Here is a 20,194-nt window from a genome sequence, read left to right as displayed (position 1 = left end):
TTTTTTTGAAACCACAAAATATATTATCCGCGGCCGCAGTGGGGGCTTCAAGAAAATTTGAAATCTCGGGGGTAGGGAAGACGGACTGGCCGGCCAAGGCGCTGATGGCAGGGATGCTCACGCTCTGGGACTACATAGCCCAGCACACGGTTTTCTGCCTTGTGCCCGCCTTCTTCATCGCGGGCGCGATAGCGGCGCTTGTGAAGAAGGAGGCGATTCTCAGGTACTTCGGGGCCGGGGTCAGGCCGCACCTCTCCTACTCCGTCGCCTCGGTGTCCGGGACGGTTCTGGCGGTCTGCTCCTGCACAATCCTCCCCCTCTTTCAGGGAATATACAAAAGGGGCGCGGGCATCGGCCCCGCGACGGCTTTCCTCTACTCGGGGCCGGCCATAAACATACTCGCCATAGTCTACACCGCGCGCGTCCTCGGTCCCGCGCTCGGGGCGGCGAGGGCGCTTGCGGCGATATCCCTCTCGGTGGTCGTGGGCGGGCTGATGGCCCTACTCTTTCGCGGGGAGGAGGGGGAGAGGAGGGCCGGCGGCGCGGCCGCGGCGCCCTCCTCCGGCGGGGAGGAGAGGCCCGGCTGGGCCACGCTGCTCTTCTTCGTCTCGCTCGTTGCGATTCTGGTCATCGGCACATCGCCCCTCGAGCTCTGGATTCGGCTCTCGGCCATAATCCTCCTGATTCTCGTCGCCTCCGGGCTCCTGATATACCACTTCACCCGCGACGAGGTGACGGACTGGGGTCTCGAGACCTGGGACCTCGCGAAGAAGATATTCCCGGTCCTTCTGGCCGGGGCTTTTCTCGTGGGCGTCATTGCGTACTTCCTCCCCCCGGAGAGCTTCAGGCCCTACATCGGCGGCAACTCGCTCGCCTCCTGCCTCGTCGGGGCGGTGGTGGGGGCCCTGCTCTACATGCCCACGCTCCTCGAGGTCCCGATAGTGGGGACGTCGCTGGGCTACTCCCAGGGCGTGATGGGCGGGGGGCCGGCGCTGGCGCTCCTGCTCGCGGGGCCCGCGGTCTCCCTGCCCAGCATGCTCGTTCTCTACAGAATTATCGGGTTGCGCAAGACGACCGCCTACATCGCCATCGTGGTCCTCACATCAACCCTTGCGGGCTTCATCTACGGACTGGTCGGGGGGTGAGGGAGATGCGGGGGGAGGGACAGCCCAGACGAGAGCTCGGGGGCAAATATGGGGTGTCGCCGTGAGCGAATCAAAGAGGCCATGCTGCGCCGCGGCCGCGGCTGCGCAGACGAAGCAGCTGGTGGTCGGCGGGCACAGGGTGGGAATCGTGAACCTCGACGGAATTCTGGAGGGCGCGAGGGCGCGCTCTGGCGAGGGCGAGGCCGCGGTCCGCGCGGAGCTCCTGCGCCTCGCCAGGATATACAACTATGTGCCGTCGAGCGCTGAAAGGGATTACGAGGAGGCCCTCTTCGCCGAGTTTCTGACGAGGTTCGGCGGGGCCCGGGGCGGCGGGGGGGCCGGAGGCAGAGCGGGGGAGGGGGGAGCATGATTGATGGAGCGGGGTCAATGGAGGGGCAGGAGGGTGGGCCGGAGAAAAAGGAGGGCGCGAGGGCGCGGCCGGGAGTGGTGGGGAGGCGGGGTCCTCAGGGTCCGCAGGGGTGTTGGGGCAGTGAGGCAAAGGAACCGGGTTCTGTGAGGGAGAGAGAATGGCCGGGGAGCTGAGAGGCGGGCTGTCCTTTCTGGATAAATTCCTGACGGTCTGGATATTTTTGGCCATGGCCATCGGGGTGGCGGTCGGGTATTTCTTCCCCGGCGTCGCAATGGCGCTCGACGCCTTCAGAATAGACACGGTGTCGCTGCCGATAGCTGTCGGGCTTCTGGTGATGATGTACCCCCCTCTGGCGAAGGTGAAGTACGAGGAGCTCAGGAGGCTGGTGAGCGCGAGGGAGTCGAGGAGGGTCTTCGGGACCTCGCTCGTGCTCAACTGGCTCGTCGGCCCCTTCCTGATGTTCGGGCTCGCCTGGGCCTTCCTCCCCGACCTCCCCGAGTTTAGGATGGGGCTGATAATGGTCGGGCTGGCGCGCTGCATCGCAATGGTGCTGGTCTGGAACCAGCTCGCCGGGGGCGACACGGAGTACTGCGCGGTCCTCGTCGCCCTCAACTCGCTCTTCCAGATATTCATGTACTCTTTTCTGGCGTACCTCTTCATCACCGTCCTGTCCGGATGGATAGGCGGGGCCTCAGCCTCGGCGGTGGTCAGCGTCTCCATGGTGGACATCGCCAAGAGCGTTTTCATCTTCCTCGGCATACCTTTCATCGCGGGCGTGGTCACGCGCTTCGCGCTCGTTGCGAAGAAGGGCAAGGAGTGGTACGACGGCAGGTTCGCGCCGGCCATAAGCCCGCTCGCGCTCATCGGCCTGCTCTTCACGATAGTGGTCATGTTCGCGCTGAAGGGCGAGTACATCATCGGCCGGCCGCTAGACGTGGCGCGGGTGGCGGTTCCGCTGGTCGCCTACTTCCTGCTCATGTTCTTCGTCTCGTTCTGGATATCGCACAGGCTGGGGTTCTCCTACGCGCTCACGGCCACCCAGTCCTTCACCGCCGCCAGCAACAACTTCGAGCTGGCGATAGCTGTCTGCATAGGGGTCTGGGGCATAGGCTCCCTCCAGGCCTTCGCCGCAGTCATCGGACCGCTGATGGAGGTTCCCGTGCTGATATCGCTGGTCAATGTCTCGCTCTGGCTGAAGGAGAGGTACTTTGATGAGGGTGGAGCGGTTATGGAGGAGACGGGGTAAAGTCGGGGGGGACGGCGACAGGGAGTCGATCGCGGGATTGGGTCCGGATAGTCACGGGAGGTTCTCGCGGTGGCCGGGGAAACATCGGGGAGCGCGGGGGCAGGGCGCTGAGGGCGCGGTGGAGGTGGTTGCCGTGAGAGAACGGGTTGAGGAGGAGGGAGGAAGGGAGAGCGGGGCTCCGCGCCTCAGGCGCGGAGGGGTCGAAGGGTCAATGAGCTCGCGTGATGCAAAAGGAGGCTGTGTCGAATGAAAATAGAGGTTCTGGGAACGGGGTGCGCGAAGTGCAGGAGGCTGGAGGAGAACGTGAGGAGGGCCCTGAGCGAGGCCGGCGTGCAGGCCGAGGTGGTCAAGGTCGAGGACCTGGACCAGATAATCGGCCGTGGGGTGATGATGACGCCCGCGCTCATCATCGACGGCGAGCAGAAAGCCGTCGGGAGGGTCCCGGGGGTCGAGGAAATAAAGAAGATGCTCAGACAGGGGTGATGGGTTGCCGAAACCGGAAGTGCTCGTGTGCACCTGCGGGAGCGACTGCCCGGGGTTCAAGGACAGGAATCTGGTGGAGCTGCTGGCGAGGATACGGACGGAGCTTCCCGTGGAATACGCGGTGGCCCACCCGTTCCTGTGCGACGAGGACGGAGAACGGTTCCTGGGAAGGCTGTTGAAGGCTGACGGCACCTATGTCGTGGTGGCCTGCGACCCGAAGAAACAGCAGAAACTGCTGAGGGACGGGTTCGAACGGGCAGGCGTCGCCACGGAGGGGCACCTGGTATCCCTCGGGACCTCGAAGATGACCACCGAGCAGGCCTTCGAAGAGGTGAAGACGGCTGTGGAGGGCAAGGGGTGATGGATTGGGGGCGCTCTACCAGGGCATACCGAGAAATGAGATTGCTTGGTTTCCAAAAGTGGACATCGAGAAATGCTCGCGATGCGGCTCTTGCGCGGAGGAATGCCCGAACGACGTGTACGACTTCGATGAAGTGCCGATCGTAGCGAGACCGTATAACTGTTCGGTGGGATGCTCCAGCTGCGCAAAGGGCTGCCCGTCCGGGGCCATATCGTTTCCGGATTTGAAGGAACTCCAGAGGATTTTAGCTGGGCTCAGAATCAAATATAAAAATAAGGGCGCTGAACCAAATGACTAATGTATGTCGATAATGAGGCAAGAAAGGGGGTGCAGGAAATGAACGAATTGGTACAGGAAAAAAAGCCATCAGTCGACCAGGTCCTGAAGATGATGGAGCAGAACTTGGGCGCGGAGCCGAGGCCGATGGTGCTGATGTCCAAAATGGTCCCGGAGGCGGTGCTCAGGCAGGCGGGCGAGAGGAAGTTCGTCTTCGAACTGCCGGCCGTGCCCGCGAAATACAAGCACCTTATCTGCGCGGCGGTCGCGGCGGCCGTGAGCAGCCACCTGTGCACGGAGACCTTCATCCGCCTCGCGCAGCGCGCGGGGGCGACCAAGGAGGAGATCGGGGAGACCCTCCTGACGGCGAAGTTCGCGCTCGGCTCCACGGTCTTCGCCTCCGCCGTTGAAGGAATGGAGCTCGTGACGAAGGAGTGATGGCGGGATGCCCGGGATCGACATAGACCTGGATGCCTGCACGGGCTGCGGGAGGTGCGCCGAGCTCTGCCCCGCCAATGTGCTCGAGATGAAGGAGAAGAAGGCGGTGGTCGCCAACGGAGCGACCTGCACCCTCTGCGGGATATGCGCCGACCAGTGCCCGAAGAGCGCGATCAGGCTCGAGCGCAGGATGGACACCGGTAAATACATGATTGATTTTCGGGCAAAGGAGGAGTACAGGGAAGCGAGCGCAGCGCTCGAGAAGATTCTGAAACCGAGGAAGAGCCCGGTGGCGATAAGGCTCGTCAAGGATGCCGGGGAGGTCCCCGCCGGGGTCATGCAGCTCGATTTCCCGGTGAGGCATTGCGTCTCGATAAACATGGCCGCCCACGGGGCAGTGTTCTACCTCCCGGCGGACAAGCACGCCTGCAGCGCCGCCAAGGCCGCGCTGGGAATCAAGCCGCTCCCGGAGAAGGTCCGGAGCGGGAAGGTGCCCTACATGCACGGCCTGGCCGCCACCCAAGAGGCGGCGGCGAGGACGATGGCGGAGATTCCGAAGCTCCCGCCGGGAAGTACCATCGGGACCCTCCTGGCCCCGCTCGGAAAGGCGCCCTTCGACCCGGACGTGGTGGTGCTGACCGTGAACCCCATGCAGGCGATGTGGGTGGCAAACGCATTCCTCTTCAAGGACGGGGGGCCCCGGCTCACCGCCAGCTTCGCCGGGATGCAGGCCTCCTGCGGGGACGTGACCGCCCTGCCCTTTATCACCGGGAAGGTCAACTTCTCCCTCGGGTGCTACGGGTGCCGGTCGGCGGGAAAGCTCGGGGAGGATGAGATGTACGTCGGGGTGCCGGTCGGCCAGCTCGAAAAGCTGGTGCATGGGCTGAAAGGGCTTGGAAAGGCCATGAGGACCCTGGAGAAGGGGCATGTCGAAGGGAGCGGGCGATAGCATGGATACGGAAGAGCGTGTTCCGACGAACGCCATATTCTGTTGCTTCGGATGCATGTCGAGCGTCGGTACTCTGACCGGGGTGGCGATGCTGGAGGCGTACAAAAGGCTGGATAAGGAGAGGAACGGTCTATTCTGCACCTCGGCCATAGCCGCTGGAGTAACCAAGCACCGAAAGACAACGGAGCGGGCCAAGAGAATTATCGTCATTGATGGCTGTTACAATAAATGTGCAAAGAGGATTCTCGAGAAGGATGGCTTCAAGATAGACAAATATCTCAACCTTCTGCTGGATCTGAAGATACCAAAAATAGGACCGTTCAAGAGCCTGTCCATGAATTAAAGGTGATGATACACCTTTAGTGGTGCCATCATATACTCTACGCGCGCGTAGAAAGGTTTAAATCTAGAGACATCTATATCCCCATCCCGATGACAATGACGCGAAAATACATCTCCTATGACCCGAACCAAAACTACCTGCTTCCACCCAACCCGAGAGACTGGCTCCCCGAAGGACATCTTGCATTGTTCATCTCGGACACCGTCGATGATCTCGACATCTCGTCAATTTACGAATATTACGACAAAGCCGAAGCGGGCGCTCCCCCGTTCAATCCCGCCATGATGGTGAAGATACTCCTTTACGCGTACTGTAAGGGAATTGCCGGCTCCCGCAGGATCTCGGCGGCCGTGGAGGAAGACATTGCATTCAGATTCCTGGCCGCCGGGAACACGCCCGACTTCCGAACCATCTGCCAGTTCAGGAGGACGCACATTGAACCGCTCAAGGGAATCTTCAAGCAGGTTGTCCGTCTGTGCCAGAGGGCTGGCCTCGTGAAGCTGAATGTCGTAGCCGGTGATGGAACCAAGATGAAAGCCCACGCGAGCATGTCGAAGAGTAAGACGATGGACCCCCTTCTCGAAGAGGACGCTCGGCTCGAGAAAGAGATAAACGATGCTCTCACTGCTGGCATGAATGCCGACGAGGAAGAGGACCAAAGGTACGGGAAGGACAAGCGAGGTGACGAGCCTCCCGAGTTCATCCGCAACACCAGGAAGCGCCGAGAGTTTATCCGTAAGGGGATCGCGAGACTCGCCCAGGAAGAAAAGGAAAAGATGGATGCACAGGAGAAGAAGATCGAGGAGCGCCAGAGGAAGGAAGAGGAAACGGGGATGAAGCTTCCAGGGCGCAAACCGAACCCGCCGAAATCGGTGGTTGACAGCGAAAGGAAGGCCAACACCCCAGACCCCGACAGCCGCATCATGAAGACCCGGTCGGGCTACTTACAGGGCTACAACGGGCAGGTCGTCGTGGATTGCAACAGCCAAATCATCGTCGCGCAGGCGATAACGACGGACGAGAACGATGTCCATCAGATCGCCCCGATGCTGGACGAAGTCCGACGCATCACCGGATCGTTGCCGGCGATGGAAACGCTGGATGCCGGATACTGGAGCGAACAGGGCGTATTGAATGCCCCGCCTGGGGTGGAGCTGTTCATCGCTACGAAGAAAGACTGGAAGCAGAGGAAAGCCCTCCTGGAACTCCCGGCGCCGAGGGGACGCATTCCCGGGTCGGCTACCCTCCGGGATAGGATGGAGCGGAAACTGCTTACAAAGCGCGGCAGGGAAATCTACAAACTGCGGGGAAAGACGGTCGAGCCTGTTTTCGGGCAGCTCAAGGATGCAAGGAAGCTGGATAGGTTCCTCCTGCGTGGGGAGGAGAAGGTGGCGATGGAGTGGTCCCTCATGTGCGCCACCCACAACCTCCTCAAATTGTGGAAGCACGAGCGTGAGCTCTGGAAAGCCAGGGCAACTTAAGCTTAAACGGCGATTTCGGGCTTGAAATCGGAGCGAGAAAAGTCTATATCGCAAGGAGTTGCTCAAGATAGGTGCATGGGACGGGAATCATGGACGGGCTCATGTGGGAGGGAAAACCTCATGACGCAAGAATGCGGGACAGGTGGCTGGATAGAATTCATCGAGATACAGACGACCGAGCTCTGCACCGCGGACCCGAACAAGATCAGGATAATGGCGCAGGCATCCCCTTTCCCAGCCGGGTTGCTGCCGTATGTCGCCGCAGCAATTCCCAGGGCGTCCTATTCCGCCGAGATGGGCTCTGTGACCTGGAAGGAGGAGCTGAGGACCCACTCAATATTCGCGTCCAGCAAGGTGACCATTACTCAGCTCGGGAACCGGGAAGAAGCGATGGAGAGGCTCGAGGAGTTGAAGAGGAAGCTTAACGACATCTGGGCCCGAAGGGATACCATCGACCTGAATGCGAAGAAGAGGCGCATTGGCCCCTGGATATCTTGCGGCTTCTCCCGAAGACGAATTGCGGCAAATGCGGCCTTCAGACCTGCATGGCTTTCTCGGTCGCGCTTCTGTCCGGGAGCAAGAAGCCGGGCGACTGCGTGGAGGCCAAGGAGGAGGCGGCCCTGAAAAAGCTGATGAGCGAGGCGGGATATGCAAATGCTGAATGATAATAAAGCCGCTGGGATGATGGTCCTCGATGGAGAAAGAAATGGCGGTCTAGGTCATGGAGGGGCTCTGGTGAAGAGGCCACTCGCGTCCGCTCTCGCGGCCCTGCTCGCCGTGATGCTGGCAACGGGGATGAATGCCCATCCCGTTTCCGCCGACGGCCCGCAGCTGAATCTCAAAGTGGTCTCCCGCCTCCCGCTCGGCAGCTACCGCGCCGTGGCCGTCCCGTCCGGAGAGGAGGTCTTCATAGTCGGGGGCAGGGACTTTTCCGAGGTCAAGTCGGACATAATGGCATACAACACCAGCACCGGCCGGACCAGGGTCTGCGCCCAAGAGCTACCCGGACCGCGCATGTCGGCGTCGCTCATAAACACCGGTCCCGGGGCGTTCATCGTCGGCGGGAGCGACGGGCCGTCCGAGCTGGACACCATACTGCGCTTCTCGCCCTCCACCATGGGGCCCCCCCTCCTCACTGCAAGGCATCCGCTGCCCCGAGTAGGCACATTCTCGGCCTTCTCGGGCGGCTTCGGGTACATCTTCGGGGGGCACACGTCAGAGGGGCGCGAGACCGATGAGGTACTCCGGCTCGACCCGGTTACGGGAAACCTCACCCGCATGAACGCCACGCTCCCCTTCGGGCGGGCCGGCGCCGGGATATGCGCCGTCTCGGACGACATCCATATTTCCGGAGGGATGACCAACGACAATGTCCCCACCGACCAGGTCCTCCGCTTCGATCCTTCCACGCGCAAGGTGGAGGCCTGCCCGTCCGTCCCCCCTTCACCGCGGGAGCGTGTCAGCGCCGCGCTCGGAAACGGGAGCGTCTATGTCTTCGGCGGCCGGCTGGCCGTTCCCGCGTGCGACGAGGTCCTGCGCATTTCGGTCGCGCCGGCGACCGCCAAGGCGACATCGGGCCGGCTCCCCTCCACCCTCTATGCGGGCATCGCCATCCCGGTCGTCATCATCGTCGCGGCCGCGATATTCCTTCTGATGGCCCGCCAGAAAGGTCGGCGAGCGAATGCAAACCGAAAGAGGTGAGACACGATGTCTGATGAAAAAGGAGACGGGAACAAGGGACGCTGTCTGTGCGAGGCATCGGAGACTTTGATATTCCCCTGCTCGGGGGCGTCGAACGTCGGCCAGATCGCCAACGAGGCGGCGCTAAGGCTCCGCGAGGCGGGGAAGGGGAACATGTACTGCACCGCTGGCATCGGGGGCCATGTGAAGGGCCTGGTCGACGGTGCCAGGAGCGCGAAGCTCCTGGTGGGAATCGACGGCTGCGGCGTGGGCTGCGTCAAGAAATGCCTGGAGGGCGAGGGCCTGAGCCCGGGCGTGTACATGGTCATTTCGGACGAGCTTAAAGTGAAGAAGGGGTACGTCCGCCCCGAGGAGAGGGACGTGGCTGAGGCGGTGCGTCTCCTGACGTCCCGGCTGAGGGAGCATGTGAGATGATCGCGACCCGCAAACATGAGAGGTGCCCCAGGTGCGGGGCGAAGGTGAGGCGAGACAGGCTGGAGAGCCACATCCGGAAGGTGCACGGGCGGGTGGCTCCGGAGAGGCCCCGGGGCCACCCGGCAGGACGCCGGAGGCTCGACATCATCGCGATCGCGCTCGTGGTAACGGTCGTCGCCGGCGCGCTGGCCCTCTACGCTCTCTCAAGACAGGGAGAGGAGGAGAGGGGGACAGGGCGCGGGGAGGGATACGCGCCCAGGCACAGACCGGGCTCAGGTCCCGAGGACTTCTGGACAGTCTACCCCTCCGGCCATGTCTCGGCGGGGAAGCCGGTGCCCTTCCCCTCGTGGGTGCAGGAGGGGAGCGCATCGAAGGTGCTCCTGATTCTGGTCCACAGCGAGGGCTGCGCGCCCTGCATCCAGCAGCAGGCAGACGTCGCGGCCGTGATGCGCGACGCGACCTTCGCGGCCTCCGTAAGCTACGTCGACCTTCTGGCGGACGGCTCCGACCAGAGGGCGCAGGACTGCTTCCGCCTCTTCGACCCCGAGGGGGCGCAGAACTACATCCCCCTGACTGTGATTGTGGCGATGGACCCCGCTGGCACCTACTTCTGGCACTCCTGGGAGGGTGTGACAGGCAGAGCCAACCTCGAAGGCTGGCTCAGAGACGCGATGCACTACAAGACCGAGGGGCTGGGGGAATGAGCGCGCGGGGCTGGGCGGCCCCCGCGGCCGGGGCCGCGGTGCTGTTTGCTCTTTCGGCCGTCTTGGTTTTTTTCTCGAGCGCGAGCACAACGACCGGGGGCGTTGCCCCCTCCTTTACCGTCACGGACATTGACGGAGACACCATATCCCTCGATGAGCTGAGGGGGAGGGTCGTTGTTCTCCACCTGACCGTGGTCTACTGCGGCGGCGTCGTCACCGACGCCGGGAGGTACCAGATAGAGCAGCTCGGGGAGGCTCGGGAGCGGTGGGGGGAGGGGGTCGCGCTCGTGAGCGTGACCTCGGAAAACTGCCCGACAACGGAACTAGCGGCGGTAAGGAAGCAGCACAACATATCGTGGCCCCTGGTCAACGACTGGCCGGATTTTAGAATCTACGGGCCCTACGCGAACTACTTCAGCCTCCACGGAGACCCAACGCTCGTCTTCATAGACCCCTCTGGGAGAGTGGTGGGGCACACGGGGAGGGCGAGCGCCGGCGAGATACTGAGAGCGGTCGAGGCCGCCAGGGCCGGCAGCGCCCCTGCCTCCCCCGTGACATCGAGCATCGGCTTCGCCGGAATGCTGGCGCTGGGCGCGCTGACCTCGCTGGCCCCGTGCTCCATGGCGCTGCTGGCGACGATGCTCGCCTTTCTCATCTCCCGCGGGCACGAGAAGAGAAGCGGGGTAGTGGAGAGCGGCCGCGCCTCCGCAGTCCGGGGCCTGTCCATCGGGCTCTACTTCACCCTCGGCACGGGGCTGGTGTTCCTCCTTCTCGGCCTCCTCGTCGGCTATCTGGAGGTCTTCGTAACCCTCTCGCCGGCGTTCTTCGCCGTCGCCGGGGCGGTGCTGATAGTCCTCGGCCTGAACTCCGCATTCTCGATTTTCGAGCGCGTCCGTGGAATGGTGGGGAGGGGATCGGGCGGGGGCACGGGCGCGCCGGGCTGGGCCCGGGCCATCCGGAGGGCCTGGGGCCGCTCGCCGGAGCTGGGCGCGCTGCTGCTGGGGACGCTGTTCTCGCTCGCGTGGGCGCCCTGCGCGATATCGCTGGTGCTCCCGGTCATCGTGCTGGTGCTCGCATCGAAGGTCGGCCTTCTGGCGGGAGGAGCGCTCCTTTTCTTCTTCGGGCTGGGGCACGCGGTGCCGATAATCCCGATAGCCATGGTCACCGAGACCTCGCGCGCGAGACTGGCGGAGAGGTACATGAGGGCCGGGAGGGTGGTGACCGTGGTCTTCGGGCTGGCGGTCTCGGTGATGGGTGCGCTGTTCATCGCCAGAGCGCTCGGGGTTTATCTCTGGTGAGCGGGAGCGGGGCGCCTCTACAAGAAGAGGCGGCCGGAGACGCCGCCCGCCACCCATAAATAATACGGGCCCCATTAACCCCGGCCAGCCGGCATTGATGGGGTGGAGGATTGTCCGGAAGACCGAGCGGTAAGGCCATGGCGCCCGAGGGCCACCCAGTGCACACCCTGATGGCCGAGCACGATATTCTCCTCGACCTCGCGGAGGAGCTGGGCCTGACGGCCTCGGCGATAGGGAAGACCGGGAGGGCCGAAGCGTGCGGAGAGGAGCTCGAGCATCTTCAGGACATCATCGAGCACTTCAGGGAGTCGGAGAAGCACTATCTGCGCGAGGAGAACGGCCTCTTCCCGGTGATGGAGAGGCACGGCTTCTCCGGCCCGACGGTCCAGATGTGGACCGAGCACAACGAGATAAGGGAGGTGAAGAAGCGGCTCTACTCGCTGGCGGAGGCGGCGGTAAGGGGGGACCTGAAGGGCGCCGGCGGGCTGGAGGCCCTCTCGGGCGAGCTCAGGGCGATGCTCGAGAGCCACTTCACGAAGGAGAACTCGGTCCTCTTCCCCATGGCCCTGAGCACGCTGACCGGAGGTGAGTGGGCCGAGGTCGCGAGCTCCTTCGACGAAATCGGATACTGTTGTTTCACTCCGGCGGGCGCCCGCGGGCCCGGCGGGGCTGTGAGGGGAGAAAAGGAGAGAGGAGCCGGGGCGGGGGCCGAGGGCGCTGAGACGGCCGGGGAGAGGAAGGTCGCGGGGAAGGGCAGGGGCAGGAATTCAGGTGGGGGGATGGCAATGGAGCCGGAAAAGGAGCTGATCGAGCTGAGGACGGGCAGGTTCTCGAGGGAGGAGCTGGAGACCGTCCTGAACACCCTGCCCGTGGACATCACGTTCGTCGGCGTCGACGACGCGGTCAGGTACTACAGCGACGGCCCGCACAGAATCTTCCCGCGCACGGTTGCGATAATCGGGCGGAAGGTCCAGAACTGCCACCCGCAGAAGTCGATCCACGCGGTCCAGAGAATTCTGGACGAGTTCAGGGCAGGGAGGAGGGACGTGGCGGAGTTCTGGATAAACATGGGCGGGAGGGTGATACATATCCGCTACTTCGCGGTCAGGCGGGACGGGAGGTACCTCGGCACCCTCGAGGTCTCGCAGGACATCACTGAAATTCAGAAGATAAGGGGCGAGAAGAGGCTGCTGGACTGATGAATTCAGCCCCGAAGCAGGGCGCGTCGCGGCCCGGCGCGGCGGGGCGCGAGGAGACGGCGGGAGGCGCCACCCGCCTGAGCGATGGGGGGCCTGGAGTCGATGCGATGCCCGGGGAGCGGGGGCTGCCGGGGTCCGGCGCGACCCGCGGGCCAGGCGGGGTGGACCCGGCTCCCCGGATGTCTCCCGGCTCCAGGGCCGGAAATGGTTCGCGCCCCCGCATGGGTTCGGGGAATGAAGGAGCCTCAACGGTGCCCCGGGGGCTATGTGGGGCCCCGGGCCGCCGGAGAATCACAGGAGGGATGGAGGGTGAACCTCGAGACGCTGTTCAAGCTGGGCTGCGGGATGTACATCGTGAGCACCGCGCACGAGGGCAGGAAGGCCGGCCAGCTGGTGAACGCGATCGTGCAGGTGACGGCAGAGCCCGTCCAGATTGTGATGAGCCTGAACAAACAGAACCTGACCTGCGAGCTCCTGCAGAAGAGCGGGGTCTTCTCTGTCTCGGTGCTCGGCCGGGACGCGCCTATGGAGTTCCTCGGAAAATGGGGCTTCAAAACGGGTAGGGACGTGGACAAGTTCTCAGGCACGGCGTACATGACGGGGAAGAACGGGGCGCCCGTTGTGACCGACCACGCCGTGGCCTATCTCGAGGGCATGGTGGTGGGGACCCTCGACGCCGGGACCCACATTCTGTTTCTGGGCGAGGTCACAGAGGCCGAGACGCTCAGCGAGGCGGAGCCGATGAGCTACGCATATTACCGCGAGGTCAAAAAGGGGCTGACCTCGAGGCTGGCGGCGACCTATCAGGCGAAGCGCTGAGCCGCGCGCCAGCGCTCAACCACCCACCTTCGCCCCTCATCTTTCCCTACGTTTCTTCCATGCCGCTGCCAGAACGACTGCGGCGGCAATCAGGACGGCCCACATCCAGAAAAGGAAAGTCTCGCGAGAGATTCTCTCAGCCTGCACGGTTATCTCGAAGCTCTTCTCCGTCAGCGCGCCGTCGTCGGCGCGCACCGTCACCCTGACCAGATATTTGCCCGGCTTCGTAAAAGTATAGTTGACAACGGTGCGGTTGATGGTCTTATTTTCAATCAGCCAGCTCACGGCCTCGACGCGGCCATCGGAGTCGAAGGAGCCTGAGGCGTCGAGACACACTCTCGCGCCGGCCATGAGCTTTTCTTCGTATTTGAGCCCAATCACAGGGCCTCTGTTCCGCACATTTATCGTTATGCTGGTCACGTTCTCATCAAAATCATCGTCTATGACTCTCAGTTTTACTTCATAGGTCCCGTCGTCCCTGTATTCGTGGCCCGCGTTTTCGCCCACCGCAGTGGGTCCATCGCCGAAGTCCCATATATACAGCTTTACCACGCCGTCTGCGTCGTTCCCTGAGGCTGTGAAATTGACCCTCTCGAATGTGAGGGGGGAAGTGGAGGAGGCGTTTATCGCGCCCCGTGGCGGGATGTTTTCAATGATAATTTGCTTCCGGGCGATGTTGCTCATCGCGCCCCCGTCATCAATGACATAGAGCGTGGGCCAGAATGTCCCTTTTGTCCCGTAGCGGTGGACCGGGTTTGGCTCGCTGCTCGTGGAGCCGTCTCCAAAATCCCAGAAGTATTGCGATATCGTCCCGTCCATGTCGAAGGCCTCGGGCGTGAATGCGATGTCGTCGAGAACCGTGGCGGTGGTCAGGGACATATTGAAATCGGCCAGGGGGTCGCGGTTCATGACATATATCTTGAACTCGGTCGAGTTGGACGCGCCGTCGTCGTCCCAGGCGGTGAAGCGGACGGTGTAGATGCCGGCTCTGGAGTAGCTGTGGACGGGGTTGGGTAGCTCGCTGATGCTTCCATCACCAAAGTTCCAATATATTTTAGTAATGAAACCGTCAATGTTATATATAGAAATATTAAAATAAATGGGTTCATTAGCTAAATAAATAAAGGACAAAGAGCTACTTTCAATTACTGGGGACCTATTGTTTATTGTTAAATTAATATAGCACCAATTGCTTGTTAACCCATATTCGTCACGAATTTTTAATTTTGCTGTATAGTTACCCATCCTATTATATAGATGTTTAATCGATTTGTCCTTAATCCAATTTGAATTATTTCCGTCGCCAAAATCGAAAAAAAGATCGTTAAAAATAGTGATACCTTGAAAAGTAATTGCCTCAATTGTCAGAGCCTTATCTGGCCATACTATTATTTTTGGTAAATCTATTATTACGATGACGGCAAGATTATTATTATTTTCGTCTATTTCATTAAAATAATTATCAGGGTCAATAGTTAATAAGCAAATATGTGATAATTGATTTTGGTCCTCAAATTTAAGATTGAGATTGTATAGACTAGTGCCGTGACTCAAAATCGACTCCTGCATTTATGACCGAGAGATTCGAATCCTAGGACAACCATATCCCCTATTGATGGTGCTTCACATAAGGCCAATATCGGACGAGGAGGGAAATCGCCTTTCCCGGCTCATCAAACGAACCAGCAATGTCGTCATCCTGCGTCGGGGCCAAGTTCTTCTCCATTCGGCGCAGGGATTTACACCACCCAAGATTGCGAGCCTGTTGGGACTATCCGTTGAGTGGGTGCGCCATATAATAAGTGAGTTTAACAAATCCGGATTTGACTCTCTTAGTCCCAAACCAGCCAAAGGTGGGCGTCCAAGAGTGTTCGATGATGAAATCCGCCTCCAGATGGTCAATGTCGCATTGACACCTCCACCGAAACTCGGATACCCATTTAGGCAATGGTCTTTAAGAAAGCTCAGGGATGCTATCATTGAGAAAAGGATTGTTGACAAGATCAGCGTGTCAAACCTGCGGATAATAATGGAAGAGGAAGTACTTGCTTACCAGGTGGTAAAAACCTGGAAAGAGAGCAAGGACCCGGATTTCGAAAAGAAGAAGCGCAGGATAGACAGGCTGACACGTAAGCAGCACAATCCGCCAGTCGTCCTGGCCTATGACGAATTGGGTCCATTAGAACTAAGGCCTCATTCGGGTCGACATTGGCAGCTGAAAGGACATCCTAACAGGGTCCCGGGGACATACACTCGGAAGAAAGGTGCGAGACAATTTCTCGTGGCATTTAACTATCATAAGGGAACATTCTTTGGACGATTGCGTCGACGGAAACGATCAAAGTATATTTCAATTTTTTCAAATTATTACGGCTGCACTATCCTCCAGAACAACGAATCTATTTGATCATGGACAATCTCTCCGCGCATAAAAAGAAAGATATTCGTCATTGGGCTAGAATGAATAAGGTATCATTCGTATTCACACCGACAAATGCATCATGGCTAAATCCTATTGAATGCCATTTTGAAGATATCGAGGAATTGGCTTTATCGGGAACTGATTACAAGGAATGGCTGGAGATGAATGCCGCATTACAGGCAGCCCTCCAATATAAAAATTCAAGAAGAGCGGAAATGTTGAGAGCAAGGGAAGAAAGACGGAAGCGACGTCGCCATCTTTGGCGGTTCAGGTCAGATACATAAGTCTAGTTTTTGCACAACCCCGCCCATTCTATTTCTCAAATTAAAGATGTTATTTTATTGTAAAAAAATCCATTTACGCGTTCTGAAAGCCTCGGCCGGCTGTTTCGCGGTGGGTCACTTACGCGGGCCCAGCTGGGTCACGCGGGAGAAGTGGTTACTTCAAGCGCTAATTCGGGAGCCCTGTAGTCCCGCTCCCCCCGATTCGCCCTCCGGAGCAGATTCGGGGGAGTGGCCATCGTATCTGAAACCGAACTAAGCTTGCGAAGTCAAAGCTGACCGAAGGTCGACTGGTCGCAAACCACGCTGCCCAGCCCTCGTCTTGGGGCTGAGGCGAGGGCGTGCCGAGGACGAATGAAGCTCGTCAAGCTGGATGGTAAGAGTGCGCGGCTGGTTCGGGCAGGCAAAATTCCTGAAAGCGTCATGGGCGCGTGGCATGTGAACTCATGATATTCGCTCCATTCAAAGGTACTTCCTCATCTTCCCCTCTTCAAGGTCCTTGTAGAGCGCCCTGCGCACGTCGCCGTTTCTCAGCATGAACAAAGCGACGTCAAGCACCTCCTCCTTCAGGTTGTTCAGTATGTCGCAGTTGTTCGTGCACCTGACGCAGTAGGGGTGGCTCCTCAGCTTTCTGCGGATATCCCTCGCGCGCTCCGAGAACCAGAGCTCCTCGACCGGCGCCTCCCGGACGTTCCCGAAGCGGAACTCAGGCACGGGGAGCATCAGGCAGGGGTAGACCCCGCCCTGCGCATCGATATAAACCGTCTTGAATCCCCCGAGGCAGGGGAAGGGCCTGTGCGTCAGCCCGGGCCGGGTCAGGATCTCAATCACCTTCGAGTGGTAGTAGGCGTAGGCGGGCTCCTTAAGCCTGAGCTCTTCGAGGAAATTGACGAGCGTCCGCGCACTCTCAGGGGAGAGCAGGCCGCAGCCCTCCTCTTGATTGTAATAGGGGGAGACCGCGGCCGGGGTGATATTGACGTGGGGCGTGTGCTCTTTGAGGGTAGCGTAGATTCTCCCGAGCTCCTGCACATTCTGGTCCGTGATCACGGTCTCCGTGCCCGTTTCGAATCTCTCGTTTGCGAGCTGGAGCTTCATCAGCTGGTCGAGGGTCCTCATCGCCTTTTTGTAGGCACCGGGAGTGCCCCTGAGCTCGTCATGGAGCCTCCCTACTCCGTCTATGGACACGTTCACATTGAGCAGTGCCCGGCCCCCGAGCGCCTCGAGCATCTCTCTGACCGCACCCTCGATTCTCTCGCTGAGGAAGCCGTTTGTGGGTATAGCGACGAGTTCGAGCGAGGGCAGCCTGTCCCTGAGCGCCGCAGCGAGCTGGACGATGTCCTTTCTCAAAAACGGCTCCCCTCCTGTCAGGTTTACCCATCGGACCCGGCTGAAGAATGGCCTCGCCACGAGGTCCTCGAATTCCTTTAAAAGAAGCTCGCCCTCCGGTTTCGTTCTCCAGAGGCCGCACATCCTGCAGCGGCTGTTGCAGGCGGTCGTGACCTGATATATTAGGAATGTTGGCAGGTATCCGCGCGCGAGCGCCCTGCTCACCCGGAAGCCTACCCCCTTAAAGGCACCGAGGCCCTGCCTGAACAACGCCCAGCGCGCGCCCATTGTACCGGTTGGTCGTATGCGGGGGAGCGGTTAATAAAGCTACCCCTCCGCAATTCCACTGAGTGGGCCCTGGGGGCGACAATAAAGCATTAATATAAAAAAAGTCAATATGCTTTTTCCAGAGGAAAACAAGATGAGTAGCGAGACAGAGTTACCCGCGGTCCCTGTCTGGAAGGCCTTTCTGGCGTGGCTCTTCATCCTGAGCCTCGTTTTCGCGCCCCTGGCCGGTATGCTCGCCTACTTCTCGCCCCTCTCTGTCTGGATGGGCTGGTACGTTGGCACCTCCCTCCTTATCGGACTCGCCGCCGGGGTGGGTCTCAGTGCCCTCATCTCGGCCTTTTTCGCAATTAGGAGCAGGGGGTGAGCGCCTGAAGACCTACATCCGGGTGATTGTGAATAGCGAGGGAGCGAGCCCCGTCGAGATATCCACGGCCCTTCAGGAGCTCGGTTTCACGGCGTCCCTAGGTCAGCAGGACTTCTGCTACGATTGGGGGAAGAAGAAGGAGGTAGCGCTCGAGGTCGTGCTGGGCCTCATCGAGCGGGTCCACCGCCGCCTGAAAGGCATGAACGTTCAGTACGAGATAACCACAGTACCCTAGGCTGCTCTCGGCGCGGATGGGCCATGCTGATAAGCGTTGTCGTCACCATCAGGAACGAGAGGGACCATATCAGGGATCTGCTCGACAGTCTCGTGACGCAGGAGGGACCCGTCGAGATTATAGTCGTGGACGCCTACTCGGACGACGGCACGGTCGAGCTCGTGGAGGGCTATTGCAGGAATCACCCGCAGGTTAGGCTCCTGATGAGGGGCGGGACGAGGGGCGAGGGGAGGAATTTCGGCATCGAGGCGGCTCGGGGGGAGGCCGTGGCCTTCATCGACGGCGACTGCATCGCCAACGCCTTCTGGCTGAAGGAGATAAGAAAGGACATGAGGGCCGGTAAGGAGATCGTCGCGGGGAGGACGGTCCGGATCGGCAAGCCCGAATTCGCCCGACTCTCTCGCGTCGAGCTCTTCTATCAGGGCGTGGACGTGACCTACCCAAGCTGCAACCTAGCCTACAGGACTGAGATTCTGAAGGAGCTCGGGGGCTTCGACACCAGATTCAGGACGGCGGAGGACATAGACCTGAACTACCGCGCTGTGCACAGGGGCCACAGAATTCACTACAACGAGAATGCGATCGTGTACCACAGGGAGAGGGACAGTCTTGTCCCTTTCCTCAAGCAGGCGTTCTGGAACGGCTACGGCCGCAAGCAGCTAACCCTGAAGCACGGCGCGCTCTGGAGCAACTACAGCGTCTCGAACATGCTGCGCAGGGACATGTCTTTCTGGTATCTGATAAGGAGTTCCGTGGCCCTCTTGGGCTACCTCACCGCCAAGGCCCGAGAGAGGCGGGAGGACTATATAGGCGACGAGTAGGGTTTTCAGGTCCTCTTCATTTTCTCAAGCTCGGCGCGCCCCGGTCCCTCCACCTTCCCCGCCTGCGCGATCATCCTCTCCCTCTCCTCGATGGCTCTGGAGAAGTTCGCGAATATGTCTATGTGGGTCCGGAACCACTCGTCCCGTGCCTCGATGCCCCTCTTCGCTGCCCTGACCTCCTCCTCCAGCTCTTCGGCTAGGGCGAAGAGCTTGGCGTACCTCTCCCGCTCGATTCTGAGCTCGTTCTCCAGATTCCTGAGCTTAGGGTCCCAGGTGTTCTTCTCGTTGCGCAGGCCCGTGAGCTCGATCTCAAGCTCCCTCACACGACGGTCGCGGGCCTCGAGCACGTCCTTTAGGCTCTTGATGATTCTCTCCCTGTCCGCCAGCTCCGCCTCCAGAGCAGAGACCCTCTCCTTTACCGCGGCGAGCTCCTTCTCCTGCTTCTCATAGGCGTCCCAGAGCTTCGCGAGCCTTGCAGTCTGCTCCTTGTACTTCACTGACCAATCCGCGGCGGCTTCATCTGGCATCCTTCCTCCCCCGTTCACAGCACGTTTGCGAATAACTTTATGCTTAATATTCTTTTGTATAATTAGAGTTCCAACGCAGGCTCTTGATAGATAATACTGCCATTTAGTCGGCCAATCCCTGGCGACCGAGAGGAAGGTTAATCGCGTGGCAGGGCCTTACGGATGTTGATAGAACATGAACGCAAAGCCCTGCAATTACCCAAGGGTCAGGGTAGTACATAATCTCGTCGATGAACTGGTCCGGACAATCCGGTTCCCCAAAGGACCGAATGCCGAGTACAACGACCGGGAAATCATCCGGGTTATCGCGTTCGCGGCGGTCGAGAACATGGACATCGAGAATGCAGCACATAAACTCAGGGCCATGGGCCTCCACTTCCCCTTCATCTGCCCGAGCGGTCTGCATGAAGGGACCGGGACGGCATATCGGATGATATCCATTGAGGTCGTTGTTTCTGGAATACGGCTGACCATGGCGAACCTTCCCATAACGGCCCTGGCCAACCGTCCGAAAATCATCCTCGGATTGCTCCTTAAAGTGAGCCAGTATGCACTATAAATAACGTTCTTATGGAGCGGGGCTTCTTCTGTGCCTCTCTCCTCGATGAGCTTACTCAGGCGGGATTCACCTGGCTGATGCCCGTACCGAGGTCAGAATCCATCAAGGAGCACTTATCCACTATCCAGGGGTTCTCATGGTGGG

26 protein-coding genes are annotated in these 20,194 nt (G+C 60.2%); 23 read left to right on the top strand and 3 right to left on the bottom strand.

The genetic code is table 11. The features are described from left to right. The first annotated feature begins 38 nt into the window (after window positions 1–38). From QW379_06835 to QW379_06750, 18 genes are all read left to right on the top strand, one after another. Window positions 39–1,145, top strand: a complete 1,107-nt coding sequence (locus tag QW379_06835; protein MEM2870117.1) for a permease — start codon at window positions 39–41, stop codon at window positions 1,143–1,145. Window positions 1,146–1,206: 61 nt separating this feature from the next. After that, window positions 1,207–1,515: a hypothetical protein gene (locus QW379_06830; protein ID MEM2870116.1), complete on the top strand. Its 309-nt coding sequence runs from the start codon at window positions 1,207–1,209 to the stop codon at window positions 1,513–1,515. Between the two features lie 3 nt (window positions 1,516–1,518). Then, window positions 1,519–1,662, top strand: a complete 144-nt coding sequence (locus tag QW379_06825; GenBank protein MEM2870115.1) for a hypothetical protein — start codon at window positions 1,519–1,521, stop codon at window positions 1,660–1,662. A gap of 10 nt (window positions 1,663–1,672) precedes the next feature. Next, the gene (arsB, locus tag QW379_06820) at window positions 1,673–2,761 is read left to right on the top strand and encodes an ACR3 family arsenite efflux transporter (GenBank protein ID MEM2870114.1); all 1,089 of its coding nucleotides are present in this window, start codon (window positions 1,673–1,675) and stop codon (window positions 2,759–2,761) included. Between the two features lie 246 nt (window positions 2,762–3,007). Then, window positions 3,008–3,244: a thioredoxin family protein gene (locus QW379_06815; GenBank protein ID MEM2870113.1), complete on the top strand. Its 237-nt coding sequence runs from the start codon at window positions 3,008–3,010 to the stop codon at window positions 3,242–3,244. Between the two features lie 4 nt (window positions 3,245–3,248). Continuing rightward, window positions 3,249–3,605, top strand: coding sequence for a hypothetical protein (locus QW379_06810; GenBank protein ID MEM2870112.1), 357 nt, complete (start codon window positions 3,249–3,251; stop codon window positions 3,603–3,605). Window positions 3,606–3,663: 58 nt separating this feature from the next. Beyond that, complete coding sequence (locus QW379_06805; protein MEM2870111.1) at window positions 3,664–3,903, top strand: ferredoxin family protein; 240 nt, start codon at window positions 3,664–3,666, stop codon at window positions 3,901–3,903. After that, a complete protein-coding gene (locus QW379_06800) occupies window positions 3,903–4,319 on the top strand; it encodes a carboxymuconolactone decarboxylase family protein (protein ID MEM2870110.1) in 417 nt (138 codons plus the stop codon). The genes QW379_06805 and QW379_06800 overlap by 1 nt, the downstream gene beginning before the upstream one ends. A 7-nt stretch (window positions 4,320–4,326) precedes the next feature. After that, window positions 4,327–5,268, top strand: a complete 942-nt coding sequence (locus QW379_06795; protein ID MEM2870109.1) for a DUF169 domain-containing protein — start codon at window positions 4,327–4,329, stop codon at window positions 5,266–5,268. 1 nt (window position 5,269) lies between these two features. Further along, entirely contained in the window at window positions 5,270–5,611 is a 342-nt protein-coding gene (locus tag QW379_06790; protein MEM2870108.1) for a putative zinc-binding protein, read from the top strand. A gap of 89 nt (window positions 5,612–5,700) precedes the next feature. Continuing rightward, the gene (locus QW379_06785) at window positions 5,701–7,092 is read left to right on the top strand and encodes an IS1182 family transposase (GenBank protein MEM2870107.1); all 1,392 of its coding nucleotides are present in this window, start codon (window positions 5,701–5,703) and stop codon (window positions 7,090–7,092) included. A 545-nt stretch (window positions 7,093–7,637) separates the two neighbouring features. After that, window positions 7,638–7,757, top strand: a complete 120-nt coding sequence (locus tag QW379_06780; protein MEM2870106.1) for a hypothetical protein — start codon at window positions 7,638–7,640, stop codon at window positions 7,755–7,757. Beyond that, complete coding sequence (locus QW379_06775) at window positions 7,747–8,793, top strand: hypothetical protein (protein ID MEM2870105.1); 1,047 nt, start codon at window positions 7,747–7,749, stop codon at window positions 8,791–8,793. Before QW379_06780 ends, QW379_06775 begins: the two co-directional genes overlap by 11 nt. A gap of 6 nt (window positions 8,794–8,799) precedes the next feature. After that, window positions 8,800–9,207 carry a putative zinc-binding protein gene (locus QW379_06770; protein ID MEM2870104.1) on the top strand — a complete coding sequence of 136 codons (408 nt, stop codon included), beginning with the start codon at window positions 8,800–8,802 and terminating at the stop codon, window positions 9,205–9,207. Continuing rightward, a complete protein-coding gene (locus tag QW379_06765) occupies window positions 9,204–9,911 on the top strand; it encodes a hypothetical protein (protein ID MEM2870103.1) in 708 nt (235 codons plus the stop codon). The genes QW379_06770 and QW379_06765 overlap by 4 nt, the downstream gene beginning before the upstream one ends. Then, entirely contained in the window at window positions 9,908–11,209 is a 1,302-nt protein-coding gene (locus tag QW379_06760) for a cytochrome c biogenesis protein CcdA (GenBank protein MEM2870102.1), read from the top strand. The genes QW379_06765 and QW379_06760 overlap by 4 nt, the downstream gene beginning before the upstream one ends. Window positions 11,210–11,319: 110 nt before the next feature. Further along, on the top strand, window positions 11,320–12,408 hold the full coding sequence (locus tag QW379_06755) for a PAS domain-containing protein (protein MEM2870101.1): 1,089 nt from the start codon (window positions 11,320–11,322) through the stop codon (window positions 12,406–12,408). A gap of 234 nt (window positions 12,409–12,642) precedes the next feature. Continuing rightward, window positions 12,643–13,227: a flavin reductase family protein gene (locus tag QW379_06750; protein ID MEM2870100.1), complete on the top strand. Its 585-nt coding sequence runs from the start codon at window positions 12,643–12,645 to the stop codon at window positions 13,225–13,227. A gap of 36 nt (window positions 13,228–13,263) precedes the next feature. On the opposite strand, the gene QW379_06745 is transcribed toward QW379_06750, so the two are convergent. Continuing rightward, window positions 13,264–14,472: a PKD domain-containing protein gene (locus tag QW379_06745; protein ID MEM2870099.1), complete on the bottom strand. Its 1,209-nt coding sequence runs from the start codon at window positions 14,470–14,472 to the stop codon at window positions 13,264–13,266. A gap of 370 nt (window positions 14,473–14,842) precedes the next feature. On the opposite strand from QW379_06745, the gene QW379_06740 reads away from it, so the two are divergent. After that, entirely contained in the window at window positions 14,843–15,634 is a 792-nt protein-coding gene (locus QW379_06740) for an IS630 family transposase (GenBank protein ID MEM2870098.1), read from the top strand. A 758-nt stretch (window positions 15,635–16,392) separates the two neighbouring features. Here QW379_06740 and QW379_06735 read toward each other — a convergent pair. Further along, the gene (locus tag QW379_06735; protein MEM2870097.1) at window positions 16,393–17,544 is read right to left on the bottom strand and encodes a radical SAM protein; all 1,152 of its coding nucleotides are present in this window, start codon (window positions 17,542–17,544) and stop codon (window positions 16,393–16,395) included. A gap of 133 nt (window positions 17,545–17,677) precedes the next feature. On the opposite strand from QW379_06735, the gene QW379_06730 reads away from it, so the two are divergent. Genes QW379_06730 through QW379_06720 form a run of 3 tightly spaced genes read left to right on the top strand, consistent with a single transcriptional unit; the run spans window position 17,678 to window position 18,964 of the window. Then, window positions 17,678–17,908, top strand: coding sequence for a hypothetical protein (locus tag QW379_06730; GenBank protein ID MEM2870096.1), 231 nt, complete (start codon window positions 17,678–17,680; stop codon window positions 17,906–17,908). A 28-nt stretch (window positions 17,909–17,936) separates the two neighbouring features. Continuing rightward, window positions 17,937–18,143 carry a hypothetical protein gene (locus QW379_06725; GenBank protein MEM2870095.1) on the top strand — a complete coding sequence of 69 codons (207 nt, stop codon included), beginning with the start codon at window positions 17,937–17,939 and terminating at the stop codon, window positions 18,141–18,143. A 23-nt stretch (window positions 18,144–18,166) separates the two neighbouring features. After that, window positions 18,167–18,964 (top strand): glycosyltransferase, encoded by a 798-nt coding sequence (locus QW379_06720; protein MEM2870094.1) that lies wholly within the window; start codon window positions 18,167–18,169, stop codon window positions 18,962–18,964. A 5-nt stretch (window positions 18,965–18,969) separates the two neighbouring features. Here the strand turns inward: QW379_06720 and QW379_06715 are convergent, their stop codons facing one another. Then, window positions 18,970–19,491 (bottom strand): hypothetical protein, encoded by a 522-nt coding sequence (locus QW379_06715; GenBank protein MEM2870093.1) that lies wholly within the window; start codon window positions 19,489–19,491, stop codon window positions 18,970–18,972. Between the two features lie 175 nt (window positions 19,492–19,666). On the opposite strand from QW379_06715, the gene QW379_06710 reads away from it, so the two are divergent. Further along, window positions 19,667–20,050, top strand: coding sequence for a hypothetical protein (locus QW379_06710; GenBank protein ID MEM2870092.1), 384 nt, complete (start codon window positions 19,667–19,669; stop codon window positions 20,048–20,050). Window positions 20,051–20,194 lie beyond the last annotated feature (144 nt).

Source organism: Thermoplasmata archaeon, from assembly GCA_038851035.1.
Lineage (GTDB): Archaea > Thermoplasmatota > DTKX01 > VGTL01 > VGTL01 > JAWCLH01.
The sequence above is the reverse complement of the archived record's forward strand: the minus strand, read 5'-3'. Positions and strand labels throughout refer to the sequence as shown.

Excerpts from the sequence above, each read along its gene's own strand:
- QW379_06760 (MEM2870102.1), top strand. The coding sequence starts at position 9,908 with ATGAGCGCGCGGGGCTGGGCGGCCCCCGCGGCCGGGGCCGCGGTGCTG.
- QW379_06775 (MEM2870105.1), top strand. The coding sequence starts at position 7,747 with ATGCTGAATGATAATAAAGCCGCTGGGATGATGGTCCTCGATGGAGAA.
- QW379_06785 (MEM2870107.1), top strand. The coding sequence starts at position 5,701 with ATGACAATGACGCGAAAATACATCTCCTATGACCCGAACCAAAACTAC.
- QW379_06795 (MEM2870109.1), top strand. The coding sequence starts at position 4,327 with ATGCCCGGGATCGACATAGACCTGGATGCCTGCACGGGCTGCGGGAGG.
- QW379_06825 (MEM2870115.1), top strand. The coding sequence starts at position 1,519 with ATGGAGCGGGGTCAATGGAGGGGCAGGAGGGTGGGCCGGAGAAAAAGG.
- QW379_06770 (MEM2870104.1), top strand. The coding sequence starts at position 8,800 with ATGTCTGATGAAAAAGGAGACGGGAACAAGGGACGCTGTCTGTGCGAG.
- QW379_06800 (MEM2870110.1), top strand. The coding sequence starts at position 3,903 with ATGTATGTCGATAATGAGGCAAGAAAGGGGGTGCAGGAAATGAACGAA.
- QW379_06745 (MEM2870099.1), bottom strand. The coding sequence starts at position 14,472 with ATGGGTAACTATACAGCAAAATTAAAAATTCGTGACGAATATGGGTTA.
- QW379_06720 (MEM2870094.1), top strand. The coding sequence starts at position 18,167 with ATGCTGATAAGCGTTGTCGTCACCATCAGGAACGAGAGGGACCATATC.
- QW379_06750 (MEM2870100.1), top strand. The coding sequence starts at position 12,643 with ATGAAGGAGCCTCAACGGTGCCCCGGGGGCTATGTGGGGCCCCGGGCC.
- QW379_06815 (MEM2870113.1), top strand. The coding sequence starts at position 3,008 with ATGAAAATAGAGGTTCTGGGAACGGGGTGCGCGAAGTGCAGGAGGCTG.
- arsB (MEM2870114.1), top strand. The coding sequence starts at position 1,673 with ATGGCCGGGGAGCTGAGAGGCGGGCTGTCCTTTCTGGATAAATTCCTG.
- QW379_06740 (MEM2870098.1), top strand. The coding sequence starts at position 14,843 with ATGGTGCTTCACATAAGGCCAATATCGGACGAGGAGGGAAATCGCCTT.
- QW379_06730 (MEM2870096.1), top strand. The coding sequence starts at position 17,678 with ATGAGTAGCGAGACAGAGTTACCCGCGGTCCCTGTCTGGAAGGCCTTT.
- QW379_06715 (MEM2870093.1), bottom strand. The coding sequence starts at position 19,491 with ATGCCAGATGAAGCCGCCGCGGATTGGTCAGTGAAGTACAAGGAGCAG.
- QW379_06765 (MEM2870103.1), top strand. The coding sequence starts at position 9,204 with ATGATCGCGACCCGCAAACATGAGAGGTGCCCCAGGTGCGGGGCGAAG.
- QW379_06735 (MEM2870097.1), bottom strand. The coding sequence starts at position 17,544 with ATGGGCGCGCGCTGGGCGTTGTTCAGGCAGGGCCTCGGTGCCTTTAAG.
- QW379_06790 (MEM2870108.1), top strand. The coding sequence starts at position 5,270 with ATGGATACGGAAGAGCGTGTTCCGACGAACGCCATATTCTGTTGCTTC.
- QW379_06710 (MEM2870092.1), top strand. The coding sequence starts at position 19,667 with ATGAACGCAAAGCCCTGCAATTACCCAAGGGTCAGGGTAGTACATAAT.
- QW379_06780 (MEM2870106.1), top strand. The coding sequence starts at position 7,638 with ATGGCTTTCTCGGTCGCGCTTCTGTCCGGGAGCAAGAAGCCGGGCGAC.